Consider the following 17551-nt stretch of genomic DNA (forward strand, 5'->3'; position numbering starts at 1 on the left):
TTTAATCCCGTCTAAAAATATCTCTCGTATAAACTTTTTCTTTCACTTCAGCTAAAGTCGGCTCCATACGATTTGACACAATCACATCTGACATATTCTTGAATTCTTCAAAGTCTTTAACCACTTTAGAATTAAAGAAATCTTCCGCATCTAATGTTGGTTCATAAACAACTACTTCGATCCCTTTTGCTTTGATCCGTTTCATAACACCTTGAATTGATGAATAACGGAAATTATCTGAATTAGCTTTCATCGTTAAACGGTAGATTCCTACAGTTTTAGGTTTTTTCGCTAAAATTTGTTCTGCAATAAAATCTTTTCTTGTCGTATTTGCATCTACAATTGCACTGATGATATTGCTTGGAACATTTTCATAGTTTGCTCTTAGCTGCTTTGTATCTTTAGGTAAACAATATCCTCCGTAACCAAATGAGGGATTATTATAGTGAGAGCCAATTCGAGGATCTAATCCTACGCCCTCAATGATTTGTTTTGTGTTCAATCCTCGAGATTCAGCATAAGTATCTAACTCATTAAAGTATGCAACGCGTAAAGCAAGATAAGTGTTTGAAAACAACTTGATTGCTTCCGCTTCAGTAGGATGTGTCAACAGAACTGGTACATCTTTATCTAAAGCGTTCCGTTCAAACATATCCGCTGTTTCTTGCCCTCTATCAGAGCACTCTCCTACAACAATTCGAGAAGGATGTAAGTTATCATACAATGCCTTTCCTTCTCTTAAAAATTCTGGGGAAAAAATAATATTCTCTGTTTTAAATTTTGCTTTTAATTCTAATGTATATCCTACAGGAACAGTGGACTTAATAATAAAGGTTGCATCTGGTCGAACGATCAGGGCTTTTTCAATAACATCTTCAACTGTGGAAGTATTAAAGTAATTTTTCTTTTCATCGTAATCCGTTGGTGTAGCAATGATCAAGTAATCACCAAAAAGTACAGCTTCCTCAAAATCTTTAGTAAATTCCACATTTAAATCATCCCGTTCGAGAAACTCATGAACTTCTTTATCCTCTAAAGGTGATTGTCTGTTCCTTAGCATATCGATCTTTTCCTCAACGATATCATATGCTTTTACATTTTCGTGTTGGCTAAGTAATAACGCGTTGGCTAAGCCAACGTAGCCGAGACCAAAAACTGAGATATTCATCCTTTACGTTCTCCTTTTCAATTGCTTCCATGTCAATATTTTTTTCGGAATTATTATTGCTAATATAGGTTTAAGTATATATAGGTATTGCAATTTGGTAATTTCTAAATTTCTAAAATTCTTATATTTAAACTTGAATTCTCCTACTCTATTTTTCCAAGATATTTTATTATAATAGTTTTTGTCTTGATAATAATAAACCAGATTTTCTTGCAAATTATAGCCTTTCAATCCCTCTGCATATAATCTTAAATATAAGTCATAGTCTTGGCCTCTAACCGTATCTCGGGAGACCCTATAACCGCCTACCTTTTCTAAGGCTGATTTTCTAAACATAACTGACGGATTAATAAAAGGACTTGTTTTAATTAGATCAGTTATTGTAGGAACTTCGGGAGCTTTAAGTGTGCCGTAAATACCATCAAAATCCCATAAAAAAGCATTACTTCCTACAAAATCAAAATTTTGGTGGCTATTTAAAAATTTGTATTGTTTCATCATGCGATCTTCGTGACAGTAATCATCATCGTCTAATTGCATAATAAATTCTCCTCGGGATTTGCTTATCGCTTTATTTCTTGTATATGCGCTTTTGGAGTTTGTTTCATTCTGATATATCTTAATTCTTTTATCTTTTTTGCTAATTTCTTTTAAAATATCCCAAGTTCTATCACTAGAACAATCATCACATATAATAATTTCAAAATCTTGATAGGTTTGTTTAAGAATAGAATTTACTGCTCGTTCTATTGATTTTTCTGCATTAAATGTGGGAATTATAACACTGATCATAAAAATCTCCTTTTAAATTCAAACTACAAATTAAGTTTAATAATCATTTATTACTTTTGTATAAAATAAATTAGATAATATATTAAATAAAATAAAAAATAAAGATAATTTACTTCAAATAAATACTTAAAAATAATTAAAAGCATCCGTAATTATAAGCTTAATGACACTTGTATAATATTAATTATTTTTAAATCTTGTTTTTACTTCTTTAGTAAATAAAATAGCTACTAAACACCATAATAGTCGAGAATTCTGTAAAGAAATACTTAAAGAATAGCTTAAGAGCGTTAACATCAAAAAGACTATTTCCCAATATTTTGCTATAACTTTAACTACTATTTTCCAAGAAATCATTAGAATTGAAATCAATAATGGCACTACTCCCCATTCCACACCTAATTGTAAGTAAGTGTTATGCGCTATAATATTACTCCCCGTCATATAAGTTGCAATATTAGAATAATCAACAAATCCTATTCCTAAAAAATTCGTACTTCTCATAATGCTAATAGCTGTATTCCATGCATGTGCTCTATCTGAGCCTTCAGCGTTAACAGCAGTATCAAAATTATCAAATAATACTGTTGTCCGAGATAACTGAGGGGAACTACCTATAATATTGGTAAATAGCAAATTTATTTTATCAAACTCAAACCATATAATTCCTATTAATATGGCTATACCAAAAATAAACACGATTATCTGTTGGGCCGTTTTTTTATTTATAAAAAATTGATATATTAAGTAAGCAAAAATAATAAACATAAAAATCAGCAAAGATGTTTTAGATGCACTCAATATGATTGTATATACATAAGTAATAATAGTTATTAAGTTTAAAAGTTTAGATTTAAATTTGTTAAAAACCCATACACAAAAACCACTAATTTGCATATAACCAAAAAAATTGGGATCATTCATAAAACCTTGTAATCTTAATTCACCAAATAAAATTATGGATTGTAAAGATCTAGGCCCTAAATAGAAAATCACTAAACTTATTATTCCTAAAATTATAGTTCCATACATAAGTCCTTTTAAAAAAAGTGACTTCATTGTTGCATTCAAGCTAAAAATAGACATAAAAATACAGAGATAAAGAAGATTAATCAAGAATTTTATTATTGTAATAGTTATAGAAGTTAAACTAATAGGTATAGGTATCCATATACCTATTAGTGATGTAGCAAAAAGTCTAAAACAAATTATAAACAAAAAATATAAAAATATGAAACTGTTTAAATAGAATAATTTTTTATAAATTAAATATCCGAATAGTAACATTAAAAAAATATCACTTAAAGCAATATTTATACCAGAAATTACTTGAGATATATTCATTGAAAAACCTATAAAAAAAACTAAGAAAGAAATTATTTTATTGTTATTTAAATCATACTGAGGTGAAAAACTTTTATTTTTTGTTCTCATGTTATTTCTCCTGTAGCTCCTAGTCTATTTCACTATGATAAACTTTTTTCAACTCATCCAATACATTTTTTAAAGAATAATTTTGAACTGATTTAAATGCATTTTCTTTTATAAAGTTTAAGTCATCTTCATCGTACTCTTTTAATAAAAATTTAGTAATAATTTGTATAAATTCTTTTCTGTCATCTAGAGAAAAAAGAAAACCATTTATATTATCTTGAATTAAATCAGAGTTCCCTCTTATCTTTGAACCTATTACAGGAACTCTACAAGCCATTGCCTCCATAATGGAGACAGGTAGTCCTTCTCTCTTTGAAGGAAAGATAAAGAAATCACAAATTTTCAAAAGTTCTAAGATATCCGTTCTGTAACCCAGTAACTCTATTTTATCTTCTAAATCGTATTGTTTTATCTTTGCTTGTAATTTTTCTTTCAATACTCCGTCACCACAAATTAAATATTTAAAATTTACGTTATTGAAATCTTTTAAGCAATCAATAACTAATTCATGGTTCTTATTGTCATTGAGTTCTCCAATCGAAAGTAAAACAATTTGTTCATTTAAAATTTTTAATTCCAACTTTTTTTGTTGTCTATCAATTTCAATATTTTCTATTTTCTGAATATCTACGCCTACACCGTGAACTAAATGTACATTCTTAATAGGAAATAATTTTCTGGCTCTAACATAATCTTCTTGATTTATTACAATTAATTGATCAGTATATTTAGACAAGTAATATTCAATTGGAAAATATAACATCCAGTTAATTAACGGAGCACCTTTATAAAAGTGAAACCCATGAGCTGTATAAATAACTTTAACATTATTTGTTTTTCCTACTAATCGAGAAATAGCTCCTCCTATTGGTGAATGACAATGTATAATATCAATTTTATTATCTGCAACGACTTTTTTTAACTGTTTATATGCAATAAGATGATTTTTCACCTGCTTCATATTACGCGAAAAATCAATTTGATGAATTTTTACTCTCATCTGTTTTAGTTTAGCTGTAAGTAGTTCTTTTTTTTGAATACTCATGTTACCGGGGTTTTCAAAATTGGCTGCTACTTCTACCTTATAACCTAAACTCAATAATAACTTAATATTCTCCATATTAAATTGATCTATCATTGATGCAACTGAAGCAACAATTAATACTCTCTTCATCTTTATTTTCTCCTACCTTGTCCTACTTTTCTCATACACCAAATTCCCAAACGCCTTATTCGTCAATCGTCCGATTTTTCCTGGTACATATCCCAGTAAGCGTATTGCCCAATTCATATAAGAGAAAAGGTAAATCTTTTTCCCATTTGCTTGAGCAATGTCTCTCACCATATGACTTGTACGAACATATTGATCATTTTGTGGAAAAAATACGCCACTATCTTGAGCATCGATTCGTTCTTTGACAAACTCAGATAACTTATCAATATGCAGCATTGATCGTTCATTTTTTACATCGGGAAAAATAGGCAATTTATTTGCCAACTTGACCAATTGTTGGTAGTTCCCCTTACTCCCCGGTCCATAGATCATTGGTGGACGTAAAATAGCAACATGGAAAGTATCATCATCTAATGGTTGTAAGCCAATTTCCGCTTGCAGTTTGCTGTCGCCATAGAAATTGGAAGGATTTGGTTTGGTATCTGGAGTGATTACACGTTTTTTGTTGATATTTGTTTCTTCACCATAAATAATGATGGAACTCATATAAATGAATTGTCCGTTCTTTCCTGATAGATCTTGTTTATATTTTTTTGCTGTCTCAATTGCAAGGTCTCGATTGACCGCATAATAAAGCTGTTTAGTTTCTTCGCTTACTTTAGATACATCTGCGTGCGCGATACCTGCTACATGAAAAACCGTATCATACCTCGAAAAGTCATGTTCTCGCCATGCGTCACCTCGTACACTTAGTGTGTCGATTTGATACTCGTCTTGAAATTGTGTCATCCATTTTTTAAAAGATGTACCAATATAGCTGTTTGCACCAGTAATCAGGATCTTTTTCATTTTGCATTCTCCTTTTTCACCGAACCAGTTCCGCCTTCGACAACGCCGTCGCTTTTAAAGACGGAGATTATAGTTCCAAAAAAGCATTTTAGATCCATCATTGGTGTGATATTTGCTGTGTACTGTCCATCTAAACGTGCTTTGTAGTCGATCTCTAATTCATCACGTCCACTGATCTGTGCGAGGCCTGTTAGTCCTGGACGGATATCATTTGCGTGGTACTTGTCTCGTTCTTCAATCAAATCATATTGGTTCCATAGCGCTGGCCGTGGTCCGATGACTGCCATGTCACCTTTTAATATATTAAATAATTGTGGTAGTTCATCCAGACTTGTTTTTCTAAGGAATTTTCCTACTCGTGTAATAAAAAAGTCAGGATTTGATAACAAATGAGTTGGTGTCTCTTGAGGCGTATCTACTTTCATTGTTCGAAATTTATAGATATAAAAATGGGATTTGTTTTTTCCTACCCGTTTTTGTTTAAAGATGACTGGACCTTTTGAATCGATTTTGATAGCTATACATAGAATCAAAAGAATTGGTGACAATACGATGATACCAACTAAAGATAATAAAAAATCTATCCCTCTTTTTAAACCGTCTTTATACACTTTACTCCCCCTACTTATTTGAAGCATTTGCAAAAGTGACAATGTCTTTAGCCAATTGTTCGTCGTCTTGCGGCAAGCTGTTGACGAATTCCATCACTGTTTGCATGGAGTAACCTTTGATGTTTCCTACAAAGATTTTCTCATAAACTGCTTCATCATTTCTTTCCTTATCCAACAATAGTTCTTCATACAGTTTTTCCCCTGGGCGGATACCTGTTTCAATGATTTCGATCTCGTCTTCGCTATATCCGCTCAATCGAATCATGTTTTTGGCTAGATCTACGATTTTCACTGGTTCGCTCATATCTAAAATAAAGATTTCGCCGCCTTTTGCTAATGCACCAGATTGAATAACTAAACGACTCGCTTCAGGAATCGTCATGAAATATCGGGTCATACGAAAGTCTGTTACAGTGACTGGCCCTCCTTGAGCAATTTGTTCCCGGAATACTGGAATCACGCTTCCACGAGAACCAAGGACATTCCCAAATCTGACAGCTGAGAATTTCGTACAGCCTTCTTCATTCAACCCAGTCACGATCATTTCAGCGATTCGTTTTGTTGAACCCATGACGTTTGGCGGATTGTTGGCTTTATCTGTCGAAACCATGACGAAGTTTTTTACTTTCGCTGCTTTGGCTGCTTCTGCTACATTTTTTGTACCGAAAATATTGTTTTTGACTGCTTCTTTTGGGTTATATTCCATCAATGGTACATGCTTATGAGCGGCTGCATGGTAAACGATATCTGGGTGGTATTGTTCCATGATCTCATTGATTTTCTTACGATCTTGGATATCTGCGATGATCGGTACGATTTCTGTAGGACACTTTTGATGATGCGTGCGTAATTCACGGTCAATCAAGTAAATCGAGTTCTCTCCATGACCTAGAAGTAATAGTTTTGCAGGGTCAAACTGGATGATTTGCCGGCAGATTTCTGAACCGATCGATCCTCCTGCACCGGTGACCAGAATGACTTTGTTCGTGATCTGGTCTTTGATGGATTCGATATCCAACTCTACCTCATCTCTTCCCAGTAAATCCACTACGTCGATGGTTTTTAGTTTTGATACGCTGATTTTCCCTGAAGCAAGTTCTTCCATAGAAGGCATCGTGTTGACTTTCACATGAGCGGATTCGACTAACTCAAAGATTCTTCGCAATTTTTTTCTTGATAAAGAAGGGATAGCGATCGTTACCATTTGGATGTCATATTTTTCAATCAATTCCGGTATATCTTTTAACGACCCCAGTACTTTTTTTCCTGAAAGATACGTATTTCTTTTATTCGGATCATCATCCACGAATCCAACGACATGGATATCTTGAGCCGTTTTGGATCCAAGAAAACTGTTGTATAAAATACGTCCACCTTCGCCGGCCCCAACGATCAAGGTATTTTTAGCGGAATCTGTTGATAGATACCTCATATTTTTTGTTTCGATATAGATACGCCAGATCAATCGGCTGCCAATGATCAATAATAGCGAAAGTAGGTATGCAAAGATGACTAAACGTAAACTGTATTGTTTATTTATGAAAAGCAATACGATGATACTTGAGGCCGCACTTGCAGATAACGAACCAAAAATCGCAATCATCTCTCTTAAATTGGTGTAACGATTGATTCGAGTGAATACTTTGAAAAAACTACCATATAATAGATAAAAAACAATCGATAACCCGTTGGAGATTAAAATAAGATCTATTGGTATAGCTACAAACGGCTCCATAAAATTAACCGCTGCACTATTTGCAGCAATTAATAACAAGCTGTCTACTAAAATCAAAGTAATGATTTTTCTTCTTCTTGTTAAAACAAACACACTACATTCCCCCTAAAATAAACCAAACTTCTTCTTTTTTACCTCTTCATAGACTGGATAACTGATCTCATCCCCGTTGATCAGGTCCTTTGCGACTTGTTTCATCTGTACTACTTTTTCCTTACCAAAGTCCTTGGCGATTTGCTCATAACATTCTTTTAAGTAAAAGGTGCGTTTAGAGACCCCATGGGCATCGGAAGCAGCCATTTGCACGAGGTTATGTTTGACCATCGTTTTGGCTGTTTTCTGGATATCTTTGCCAAATACACCGACATAACTTGGTGCGGTGAGTTGGGCCAAGCATCCCATATCTAGGAATGGCAGCAAATGATTCGGGTCTTTACGAAAATGCGCGTTGCGTTCTGGATGGACGATTACTGGTGTCTTTCCTAGTTGTAACAACTCAAAAAAGAGCCGTTCTGCATATAACGGCACTTCCAGTGTCGGAAATTCGATTAGAAGATATGTATCATCTAAATCTGTAAATAAAATTTCATCTCGGTGGATGTCTTCAATCAGTGTTCCGGTAATACGTACTTCTTGTCCTTCCAATAACGTCAAAGGCAATTGTCTTTTCTCTAATTCTGCTTGTAACGAAGCGACTAGAGAAATGACTTGTGATTTTTCATTGCTGTATTTTCCATTATTGTGATGGGGTGTGCATAAAATATGTGTGATCCCTTGTTGAATCGCTTTTTCAGCCATGGCGATACTGGCATCTAAGTTTTCTGCTCCGTCATCGATTCCTGGCAGGATATGGCAATGTAGATCGATCATTTCTCTTGTCTCCTCTCTTTTTATTTCTTAATTCCCGTAGTAATAGCCAGCATCTTTGCTGTGTTCTGCCCCATTGTATACAACACCAAGGACTCGCGCTTGTACCATATCCAGCAATTCTTTTGCTTTAGTCAATGATTCTTTACGTGACGTATTTTCCCGTACGACCAATAAGGTACCATCCGTTTTGGAAGACATGATCTGCGCATCTGTTACAGCAACGACTGGCGGCATGTCGAAGATTACTACATCAAATAGTTGTCTTGCTTCTGCTAAAATCTGATCCATTCTTGGCGAACTTAGTAGTTCTGATGGATTTGGTGGTTTAGGTCCACTTGGCAGAATCGACAAATTGTCGACTGGTGTTCGTTGGATCTCATCTGCTACACTTCCTGATGAACTAAGGACAGTACTTAATCCGCTTGCGTTGTTCAACTTGAACGTTTTATAGATGACGGGCTTACGTAAGTCTGCATCGACTAGCAGCACCCGTTGACCGGATTTGGCAAAAACAACGGCAATGTTTGCTGCAGTGGTCGATTTCCCTTCTTCAGGTCCTGATGAAGTCACAACAATCGTTTTGATTTGCTGACCAGCTGCGGAGGCAAACTGGATATTCGTCCGAATCGTACGATATTGTTCAGCGATTGGTGAAGAGGGATTGGTGAGTGTGACCAAACTGACTGCATGAGTTTGGGTTGCTTTTTGTTTCTGTGTTCGTGCCATTTTTCTTTCCTCCTAGACTCTTGAGCGGCTTCTGCGTGATGGCGCTGTTTTATCGTTTGTAGCTTTTGGTTGTGTCGGAGCTGGTCCTTTTTTACGGATACCAGCATTCAATTCTTTCGCTGACATTTCTGGTACAGTCCCTAAGATTGGGAAGCCTAATGTATCCGTCACATATTTTTCATCTTTTACTGTCCGGTCAAGTAATTCAAATAAGAAAGCTAGACCTACACCTACCATCATTCCTAACACTAAGCCAATCACTAGATTCAATTTATTATTTGGCGAAACAGGTGTCGTATTGGCAACTGCACCTGAGATGATCGAGATTTTATCGACATTCATCACATCTTTGGCGTTCTCTTGGAATACTTGTGACGTTGTATTAGCGATTTGTTGAGCCGTCACTGCATTTGTGCTTGTTGCTTGGATCGAGAACATTTGTGAATTTTGTGACTGATTGACGGAGATGGCATCTTTGATTTGTCCAGCAGTCATTTTCACATTGTCTTCTGTTTCTAAACGATCTTTGACTTCATTTAGTACTAGATCACTGACGATCATATCCTTATACGTATTGATCATTTGCAGGTTCGTATTGACATCATTGACATTTGCAGTATCTGATTGTGGCAGTGTCACGATCAATTGGGCTTGTGAGCTGTATTTTGGCGTCAAGATGAAAAACGTCACGATGCCTGAGATGGCCAAGCCAGCAAACATTGAGATGAGGATTGTTATCACGTGTTTGCGTAATGTTTCAAAAATTTCTTTCAAGCTGATTGTCTCTTCCATTTTTTCTCCACTTTCCTATTTATTCTCTAGATTCATTTGATCTTTTAATTCTTTTTTCACACGGTCAAGTTCTTGATCGCTGACTTTTTGGTATGAGATATTGTCTTGCATGAAGCCCTCTCCTTGCAGCTGATCTTGCTTGATCGTAACAAATGCATCCCGGTAATCTAAAGCGATTTTTTTCATTTCATCAAAGCTCATGTCTGTTTTCATATTCGACTCTAGAGCATTCAAAACGGATTGATAGTTGCTTACACCGTTCAGACTCAATACTTTTTTCGCTACACCTTCTACGATCTTTCTTTGACGCTCTTGTCTACCATAGTCACCGTTTGGATCTTCATAACGCATACGAGAATAAGATAATGCCTGATCCCCGTTCAATGTGATTTTACCGATCGTAAAATCATAGCCATCTTGTGAGAAGGTGAGGTCATTATTGACTTCGATACCACCAACTGCATCAACGAGTTCTTTTAGACCTTTCATATTGATTGAAACATAGTGGTCGATTGGGATGTCTACATATTTTTGTACGGTATCCATTGCCATGGCAGCTCCGCCGAATGCGTAAGCGTGGTTGATCTTGTCTTTTGTGTCATGACCAACGATGTCGACATACGTATCCCGAGGAATGCTGACAATCGTTGTCTGTTTATCTTCAGGACTGACTGTGGCAACCATCATCGTATCTGATCGTCCTTGATCGACCCGTCCTAAATCTCCCGTATCGATCCCCATCAATAGGACAGAGAAGGATTCTTGTTTGTCCAGATCAACTGGTTTTGTTCGTTCTCCTTGGGTTCGTTCCACTGATTCGTAAGTTTTTTCAATAGAATGTGAGAGATCTAGATATAATTTTGCTCCTACTCCTACGATTGCTAATACTAGTACGACAAGAATTGCTAAAATAATTAGAAATATCTTTTTCCCTCTTGATTTTCTTCTTCGTTTTGCCATAGTTTCCTCCGTTTGCTAGCCTTGCTTGAATTCTCGCTTATTAATAGCTCGTATTGCTATAGCCCATTTGCTGAGCGACTGTTTCTGCTTTTGACGCGTATGCGGCTCTTATTTTTTCATTCCGGATCTGTTCGATGAGACTGAGTGCGGTCAAATATTGATCATAAGTAGCAGTAGTTGTTACTTGTCCGTCTTTCAGCATCGTATCGAATAGCTGATCTAGTTGCGTGACTTGTGCAATTTGGGTATCAGCGAATCCTAGATATTGCATAACGACCGTTTTCCAAGCACTATCCTTAAAAAAGCTCATATTTTCACGTATATGGGCGACATCTGCACTTGCTAACTTTTCTTTGATGATGACATCATCCACAGCTTGCTGCCAGTTTGATACGTTTTTAGTAAATAATTTATTGACAGCCGTCTGGATCTTCAGTTTTGATTCTGCATCCTCTAACTGCGTTAAGATTGCTTTCTTTTCTTCTTGGATCGCAGCAGCTTCATTAGGTAATTCTGATTCCTTGATGTCATAATCATCTGCCGAAAGTTTGATAGAAGATAGTTTATGTGACAAATTTGAAACTGTTTCTTCTGTTATTTCAGGATTTAGGAAAATTTTTTCTTTTGTACTGTACAGCTTATCTACTTCTTTTGATAAAGAGGTCACGGTGTCTTTTTGATTGGTGATGGCAGATTCTGCGTAATTGATCCGTTGATGATGTTGCCGCTGATTATTGAGATGGTATCCAAACAAGCAAATCACAATAGCGCCTGTGCCTACCGCCACAGTAGCCAATAACTTGACGAACGGCTTTTCCATAGATTCACTCCTAAATATTGATGATAGATAAATAAAGATGTGATTCATTCACATCAGAATGAGCGCTTTTTATTTTAAAAGCATAATTAAACTAATATATTCATAGAAATATTTATAAACGGGTTTTCCCTATATAATCATACCACAAACAGTTTTCTTGACTAGGGAAATTTCTAATTTAAAAGTAAATAAAACAATAACAAGATTGTTATTAATCGTTTTCATTTTTATTTCCTCACTTTTCATGAGCGTTTTGAAAATTCGAACAAATAATAAAATAACAAAAATTATTAAAATAGAATTAATAACAGCTATTTATATTTATAACAAAAAAAACAGAGACACAGCACGTTTCGTGCATGCTCTCTGTTTTTCAAACAAAAGACTATTTTGTGATGATTTGATCCAAGCTTGCTAATGACAAAGCCATGGCAGCTATTTGACTAAGTTGTGTTAGTCGGTTCTTACGTACTGCTGGTTCATCAGCCATGACCATCGTTTGATCAAAATAATTTTCGATCAGTGAACGAAGAGCGACAAGCTGGTCGTAGTTTTCGTGGATCGTTTGGTCAGCAAAACTTGCTTTCATTGCTTCTACTGCTTTGTGTAATTCTTTCTCTGCGTCGTTTTCGAACAGCTCAGGGTCTACTTCTGATTGTTTTTCAAGCTGCGCTTTTTTCGCTAAGTTCACGACACGTGTCAAAGCTTCCATTGAAGGTTTGAAGTCTTCATCTGCAAGATGTTGTTTGAACAATTGTGCTGCTGCAAATACTTTTGTCAGATCTTTTTGTTCCGCATTCAAAACAGCATCGATGACATCATGACGAATATTCTTCGTTGTCAATAATTGGCGCAGACGACCTTTGATAAAGTCGATCACTTGTTGTTGCCCTTCTGATAAACCAATACCGAAACGATCCGTATCTTTACTGATAACATCACTAATCGTTTCTTGCAGAACAGACAAAGGAAAGGCCCATTTTTTCGACTCGATGATCCGAACGACACCGTATGCTTGGCGACGTAAGGCATAAGGATCGTTTGAACCGCTTGGAATCATCCCAACAGCAAAGAAAGAAAAGATGCTATCTAATTTATCTGCAATCGCTAAAACAGAACCTACTGTAGACTGAGGTAGCTCTCCTTCACTGGATATAGGCATGTAATGCTCACGAATCGCTGTCGCTACAGCAGGTTTCTCGCCTTTCAGCAGAGCATATTTTTCGCCCATGATCCCTTGTAGTTCAGGAAATTCCCCTACCATGTTGGTTACTAGATCAAATTTATAGATTTCAGCAGCTCGTTGCAGATCCATCAATTCTTCCTCAGATAGTCCTACTTGTTCGCCAATGATACGGGCAATGACTTGTACCCGTTGCATTTTCTCATAGATACTACCGATTTTTTCATGGAAAGTAACAGTTTTTAGTTTTTCAACGTATTGGTCGATTGAAGCTTTCTTGTCTTCATTATAAAAGAATTCCGCATCTTCTAAACGAGCCGTCAATACTTTTTGATTGCCTCGAACCACATTTTCCAATTTTACCCGATCACCATTACGAGCAGAAATAAAATGAGGAAGCAGCATACCTTGATCATTCCGTACCTCGAAATAACGTTGATGTTCTTTCATAGAAGTGACTAGTACTTCTTCAGGAACAGAAAGATATTTTTCTTCGAAGTCGCCAGAAAAGACAGTTGGATATTCGACTAAATTGTTGACTTCTTCTAGTAAATCTTCGTCTAGATCAATAACCCAATGATTTTTTTCGGCTAATTCATTGGCTTGTGTAACGATCATTTCTTGTCTTTTTTGCGGAGACGCAATGACGAATTGTTCATTCAATTTTTCTTCATATTCTTTTGCATGCGCAAATGTCACATCTTCGCCTAAGAAACGATGACCTCGAGAGGCTCTGCCTGTTTTGACATCCAAGATTTCGAATGGGATTACTTCGTCATCTAACAATGCCACGATCCAGTGAATAGGGCGGATATATTCAAAATCGTATTCTGCCCAATGCATCGTTACAGGGAAAGTCAGGCTTTTAATGACATCTGCTAAACCTGTCAATACTTCTTTGGATTCCTTACCATGAGTGTATTTCGTTACATAGACATATTCCACACCTTTTAATTCTCTAAAAGTGATAGCGTCTGTCGTCAGACCTTGTCCGCGGACAAATCCTTCCGCTGCTTTCGTCCAGTTTCCATCTGCGTCCAAAGCAATTTTTTTGGCTGGTCCTTTGACTTCTTCTTCACTGTCCGCTTGTCGTTCTGGAATATTTGTTACTTTGATTGCTAAACGGCGCGGTGTGGAAAATGTTTCGATCGTATCATAAGTCAATTGGTTTTCATCTAAAAATTTTGCTGTTTTTTCTTCTAATTGTTTCATGCTTGGTGTGACAACATGGGCAGGCATTTCTTCCAGCCCGATTTCAAGTAATAAGTCTTTTGCCATCTTATTCAGCCTCCTTCACGGTTTCTGGATTTGCTGTGTTTTTATTCAACAAAGGGAATCCTAATTTTTCGCGTTCTGCCACAAAGATTTTGGCTACAGCACGAGCCATGTTGCGGATGCGAGAAAGATAACCGGCACGCTCTGTTACGGATACTGCACCGCGGGCATCTAATAAGTTGAATGTATGGCTGCATTTCAAGATATAATCATACGCCGGATGAACAAGATTTTCATCGATACAGCGTTTTGCTTCTTTTTCAAAACGATCAAAGTTGCTTAGTAGCAAGTCTTGGTCGCTTACTTCAAAAGAATATTTGGAATGTTCATATTCTGGTTGTTTGAAGATCTCGCCATATTTCACGCCATCAGCCCATTCTAAATCATAGACACTTTCAACTTCTTGGATATAAGAAGCAAGACGTTCTAATCCATAAGTGATCTCAGAAGTGACTGGTTTACAAGGCAGTCCACCAACTTGTTGGAAGTACGTGAACTGTGTGATTTCCATTCCGTCAAGCCATACTTCCCAACCCACACCGGCACAGCCCATGGATGGGTTCTCCCAGTTGTCTTCAACAAAACGGATGTCGTGTTCTAATGGATCGATTCCTAAAAGGCGCAAGCTTTCTAAATAAAGCTCTTGGATATTCTCAGGTGAAGGTTTCATCACGACTTGGAATTGATGATGCTGATACAAACGGTTTGGGTTTTCACCATAACGTCCATCAGCTGGTCGGCGAGATGGCTCTACGTAAGCAGCATTCCATGGTTCTGGTCCGATTGCCCGTAAAAAGGTATATGGGCTCATCGTACCTGCTCCTTTTTCTGTGTCATACGCTTGCATCAGCATGCAGCCGTTTGATGACCAAAATTTTTGTAATGTTAAAATCATATCTTGGACGGTCAATTTTTTACTCATCTGTTTTGCCCCTTTCAATTTTAAAGCGTTGCTGTCAAATAAGAATACAGGAAAGAAAACGACAAAAAATCCCTATGTCTGATTACAGACATAGGGACGAATAATTCGCGGTTCCACCCTACTTCCGAATAAAGATTCGGCAGCTTCATTTATCGTACTCGCAAGTGCCTCTTCAAAAATCGTTTGGGTCCGGCTCCCACTCTCCCGAACTCGCTAAACCACGTGTTTTTTACTGATCTTGGTCAATGTACGTATTCATTTTGCAGTTTTCTTGTTTCTATAATAGATCCTCTCACTGAACGATCTATTTGATCTACGGTTAATAATAGACGGAACTCCCTGTGTTTGTCAAATGGTTTTGATTTTTTGTTGTATGTTTCATTTACTATTCTTCTTTTTCAGGTGTCTCTTTTTCAGACATGTCTTTCTCTGGCGTCTTTAATACGTGTGCCCAAGACTTCATTTGATCAATGAACTTTTTGCTTTTCAAATGGATACCGACATATTCATCATACAGCTGGTCGATGAGTTCACGGATTGCTTGTTTGGTTTCTTCTTTCAGATGGATTCCACTGATCTTATCATAAGAAATAGCTGAAAACATCCGAACGAAATAAACAGCTCGAGGATCTGCATGATAACGGTGATCGTCCATCGACCAGTGTCTTTCGCATATCACACCACCATATTTGGAAGAATAGTCAAATTTTCCTTTTGTTTCCCCGCATACGACGCAGTGTGTCCAGATTGGTGCAATTCCGAAGCGTTGCAGTATTTGGACTTCAAAAATATTCGTGATGATTTCTGCATCGTCTCCTTGGTCCATCCGTTGCAGTGCTTGTTGCGCAAACTGGAACAAATGAGGGTCGTACTGATGATCTTCGATTGCCGCATCTACTAGATTCAATAAATATGTGCCATAGCCGCTCAAAAAGATGTCTTCTTGGATGTGTCGAAACGCATGGACATCTTTGACACTGCTTAAAAATGACAGACCTTCACTTCGAAAATTCCCGATATAAACTGCTTCAGTAAAAGGGAGCAAAGCCGGAGCTAAGGGCTGATTTTGCCGATGGATCCCTTTGATATAAAACATCATTTTGCCAGAAGATTCTGTAAAGATTTTGACTAATTTATCTTTTTCTTTGTAATTACGGCTAGATAAAATCAAGCCTTTTGATTCTGCAAGCTGGCTCATATTCTCCCTCCTAAAAAATAAATCTGGAAAAGCAGATTCTGCCGATCCAGATCATTTATGTTGCGATCTTCCGCAGCTTTTCTCAACACGCGGATTTTTATCCAGTTTATTTCTATACCTAACTTACAAGAAGCTCAGAATATCAGTATTCGTCTTTTCGGTAGCCGAAGTCTTGCAGATAGACTTTTTTGTCTCGCCAGTCTTTTTGAACTTTGACCCAAAGTTCTAGAAAGACTTTGTCTCCTAAAAGATTTTCGATATCCTTTCTTGCTTTCGTTCCTACTTGCTTCAGCATTTTTCCGCCTTTGCCGATAATGATTCCTTTTTGGCTATCTCTTTCGACAATAATCGTAGCCTGGATATGGATTTTATCATTCTCGTTTCGCTTCATCGAATCAACAACGACTGCGACAGAATGAGGCACTTCGTCTCGTGTTAAAAACAAGACTTTCTCACGGATCAATTCAGAAACGATGAAGTATTCAGGATGATCAGTCACTTGATCATCTGGAAAATATTGTGGGCCCTCTGGCATTTCACTGACTAATACATCCATCAAACGTTCGACGTTGTTTCCTTCTGTAGCAGAGATTGGAATCACTTGTGCAAAGGGCATCTGCGTTGAATAATCTTCAATGATTCCCAACAACTCGTCTGGATGGATTTTATCGATTTTATTGATAATCAGATAAACAGGAGAATGCACGTTTTTTAGACGTTCAATAATAAAATCGTCTCCCCGACCGCGTTTTTGATCAGCGCTGATCATAAATAAGACCGCGTCCACTTCTTTCAACGCACTGTAAGCTGCTTCTACCATAAAATCTCCTAAACGATGCTTTGGTTTATGGATTCCTGGTGTGTCAATAAAAATCAACTGAGCTTCTGGTGTAGTATATACTCCTTGGATTTTATTTCTAGTTGTCTGTGCCTTATCACTCATGATGGCAATTTTTTGACCCACGATTCGATTCAATAAAGTGGATTTTCCTACATTCGGGCGGCCGACGATTGCGACAAACCCTGATTTATGTTCTGGCAT

16 protein-coding genes are annotated in these 17551 nt (G+C 36.7%); all 16 read right to left on the reverse strand.

The features are described 5' to 3' along the window. Position 1: 1 nt before the first annotated feature. The 16 genes from HMPREF2961_RS05695 to era all read right to left on the reverse strand — a co-directional run bounded on the left by HMPREF2961_RS05695 (position 2) and on the right by era (position 17551). A complete protein-coding gene (locus tag HMPREF2961_RS05695) occupies positions 2-1168 on the reverse strand; it encodes a nucleotide sugar dehydrogenase (RefSeq protein WP_010727072.1) in 1167 nt (388 codons plus the stop codon). A gap of 3 nt (positions 1169-1171) precedes the next feature. Beyond that, on the reverse strand, positions 1172-1960 hold the full coding sequence (locus HMPREF2961_RS05700; protein ID WP_010727071.1) for a glycosyltransferase family 2 protein: 789 nt from the start codon (positions 1958-1960) through the stop codon (positions 1172-1174). Positions 1961-2140: 180 nt separating this feature from the next. Next, positions 2141-3394, reverse strand: a complete 1254-nt coding sequence (locus HMPREF2961_RS05705; RefSeq protein WP_010727070.1) for an O-antigen polymerase — start codon at positions 3392-3394, stop codon at positions 2141-2143. Between the two features lie 19 nt (positions 3395-3413). Next, positions 3414-4568, reverse strand: coding sequence for a glycosyltransferase family 4 protein (locus HMPREF2961_RS05710; protein ID WP_010727069.1), 1155 nt, complete (start codon positions 4566-4568; stop codon positions 3414-3416). A 12-nt stretch (positions 4569-4580) separates the two neighbouring features. Next, entirely contained in the window at positions 4581-5417 is an 837-nt protein-coding gene (locus tag HMPREF2961_RS05715) for an NAD-dependent epimerase/dehydratase family protein (RefSeq protein WP_010727068.1), read from the reverse strand. After that, a complete protein-coding gene (locus HMPREF2961_RS05720; protein ID WP_010727067.1) occupies positions 5414-6028 on the reverse strand; it encodes a sugar transferase in 615 nt (204 codons plus the stop codon). The genes HMPREF2961_RS05715 and HMPREF2961_RS05720 overlap by 4 nt, the downstream gene beginning before the upstream one ends. A 10-nt stretch (positions 6029-6038) precedes the next feature. Further along, positions 6039-7856 carry a polysaccharide biosynthesis protein gene (locus HMPREF2961_RS05725; RefSeq protein WP_010727066.1) on the reverse strand — a complete coding sequence of 606 codons (1818 nt, stop codon included), beginning with the start codon at positions 7854-7856 and terminating at the stop codon, positions 6039-6041. Between the two features lie 12 nt (positions 7857-7868). Next, a complete protein-coding gene (locus tag HMPREF2961_RS05730; RefSeq protein ID WP_002334849.1) occupies positions 7869-8633 on the reverse strand; it encodes a tyrosine-protein phosphatase in 765 nt (254 codons plus the stop codon). Positions 8634-8660: 27 nt separating this feature from the next. Then, positions 8661-9359: a CpsD/CapB family tyrosine-protein kinase gene (locus tag HMPREF2961_RS05735; RefSeq protein ID WP_002348499.1), complete on the reverse strand. Its 699-nt coding sequence runs from the start codon at positions 9357-9359 to the stop codon at positions 8661-8663. 12 nt (positions 9360-9371) lie between these two features. Next, on the reverse strand, positions 9372-10151 hold the full coding sequence (locus tag HMPREF2961_RS05740; RefSeq protein WP_002308654.1) for a YveK family protein: 780 nt from the start codon (positions 10149-10151) through the stop codon (positions 9372-9374). 15 nt (positions 10152-10166) lie between these two features. After that, complete coding sequence (locus HMPREF2961_RS05745) at positions 10167-11111, reverse strand: LCP family glycopolymer transferase (protein ID WP_070704290.1); 945 nt, start codon at positions 11109-11111, stop codon at positions 10167-10169. A gap of 40 nt (positions 11112-11151) precedes the next feature. Beyond that, entirely contained in the window at positions 11152-11931 is a 780-nt protein-coding gene (locus HMPREF2961_RS05750; RefSeq protein ID WP_070704293.1) for a hypothetical protein, read from the reverse strand. A 385-nt stretch (positions 11932-12316) separates the two neighbouring features. Continuing rightward, the gene (gene glyS, locus HMPREF2961_RS05755) at positions 12317-14392 is read right to left on the reverse strand and encodes a glycine--tRNA ligase subunit beta (protein ID WP_010727065.1); all 2076 of its coding nucleotides are present in this window, start codon (positions 14390-14392) and stop codon (positions 12317-12319) included. A 1-nt stretch (position 14393) separates the two neighbouring features. Further along, positions 14394-15311, reverse strand: coding sequence for a glycine--tRNA ligase subunit alpha (gene glyQ, locus HMPREF2961_RS05760; RefSeq protein ID WP_002305598.1), 918 nt, complete (start codon positions 15309-15311; stop codon positions 14394-14396). A gap of 385 nt (positions 15312-15696) precedes the next feature. Then, positions 15697-16509, reverse strand: coding sequence for a DNA repair protein RecO (recO, locus tag HMPREF2961_RS05765; protein WP_002348495.1), 813 nt, complete (start codon positions 16507-16509; stop codon positions 15697-15699). 142 nt (positions 16510-16651) lie between these two features. Next, on the reverse strand, positions 16652-17551 hold the full coding sequence (era, locus tag HMPREF2961_RS05770; RefSeq protein ID WP_002288753.1) for a GTPase Era: 900 nt from the start codon (positions 17549-17551) through the stop codon (positions 16652-16654).

It is taken from the genome of Enterococcus sp. HMSC076E04 (genome assembly GCF_001814285.1).
GTDB lineage: Bacteria > Bacillota > Bacilli > Lactobacillales > Enterococcaceae > Enterococcus_B > Enterococcus_B lactis.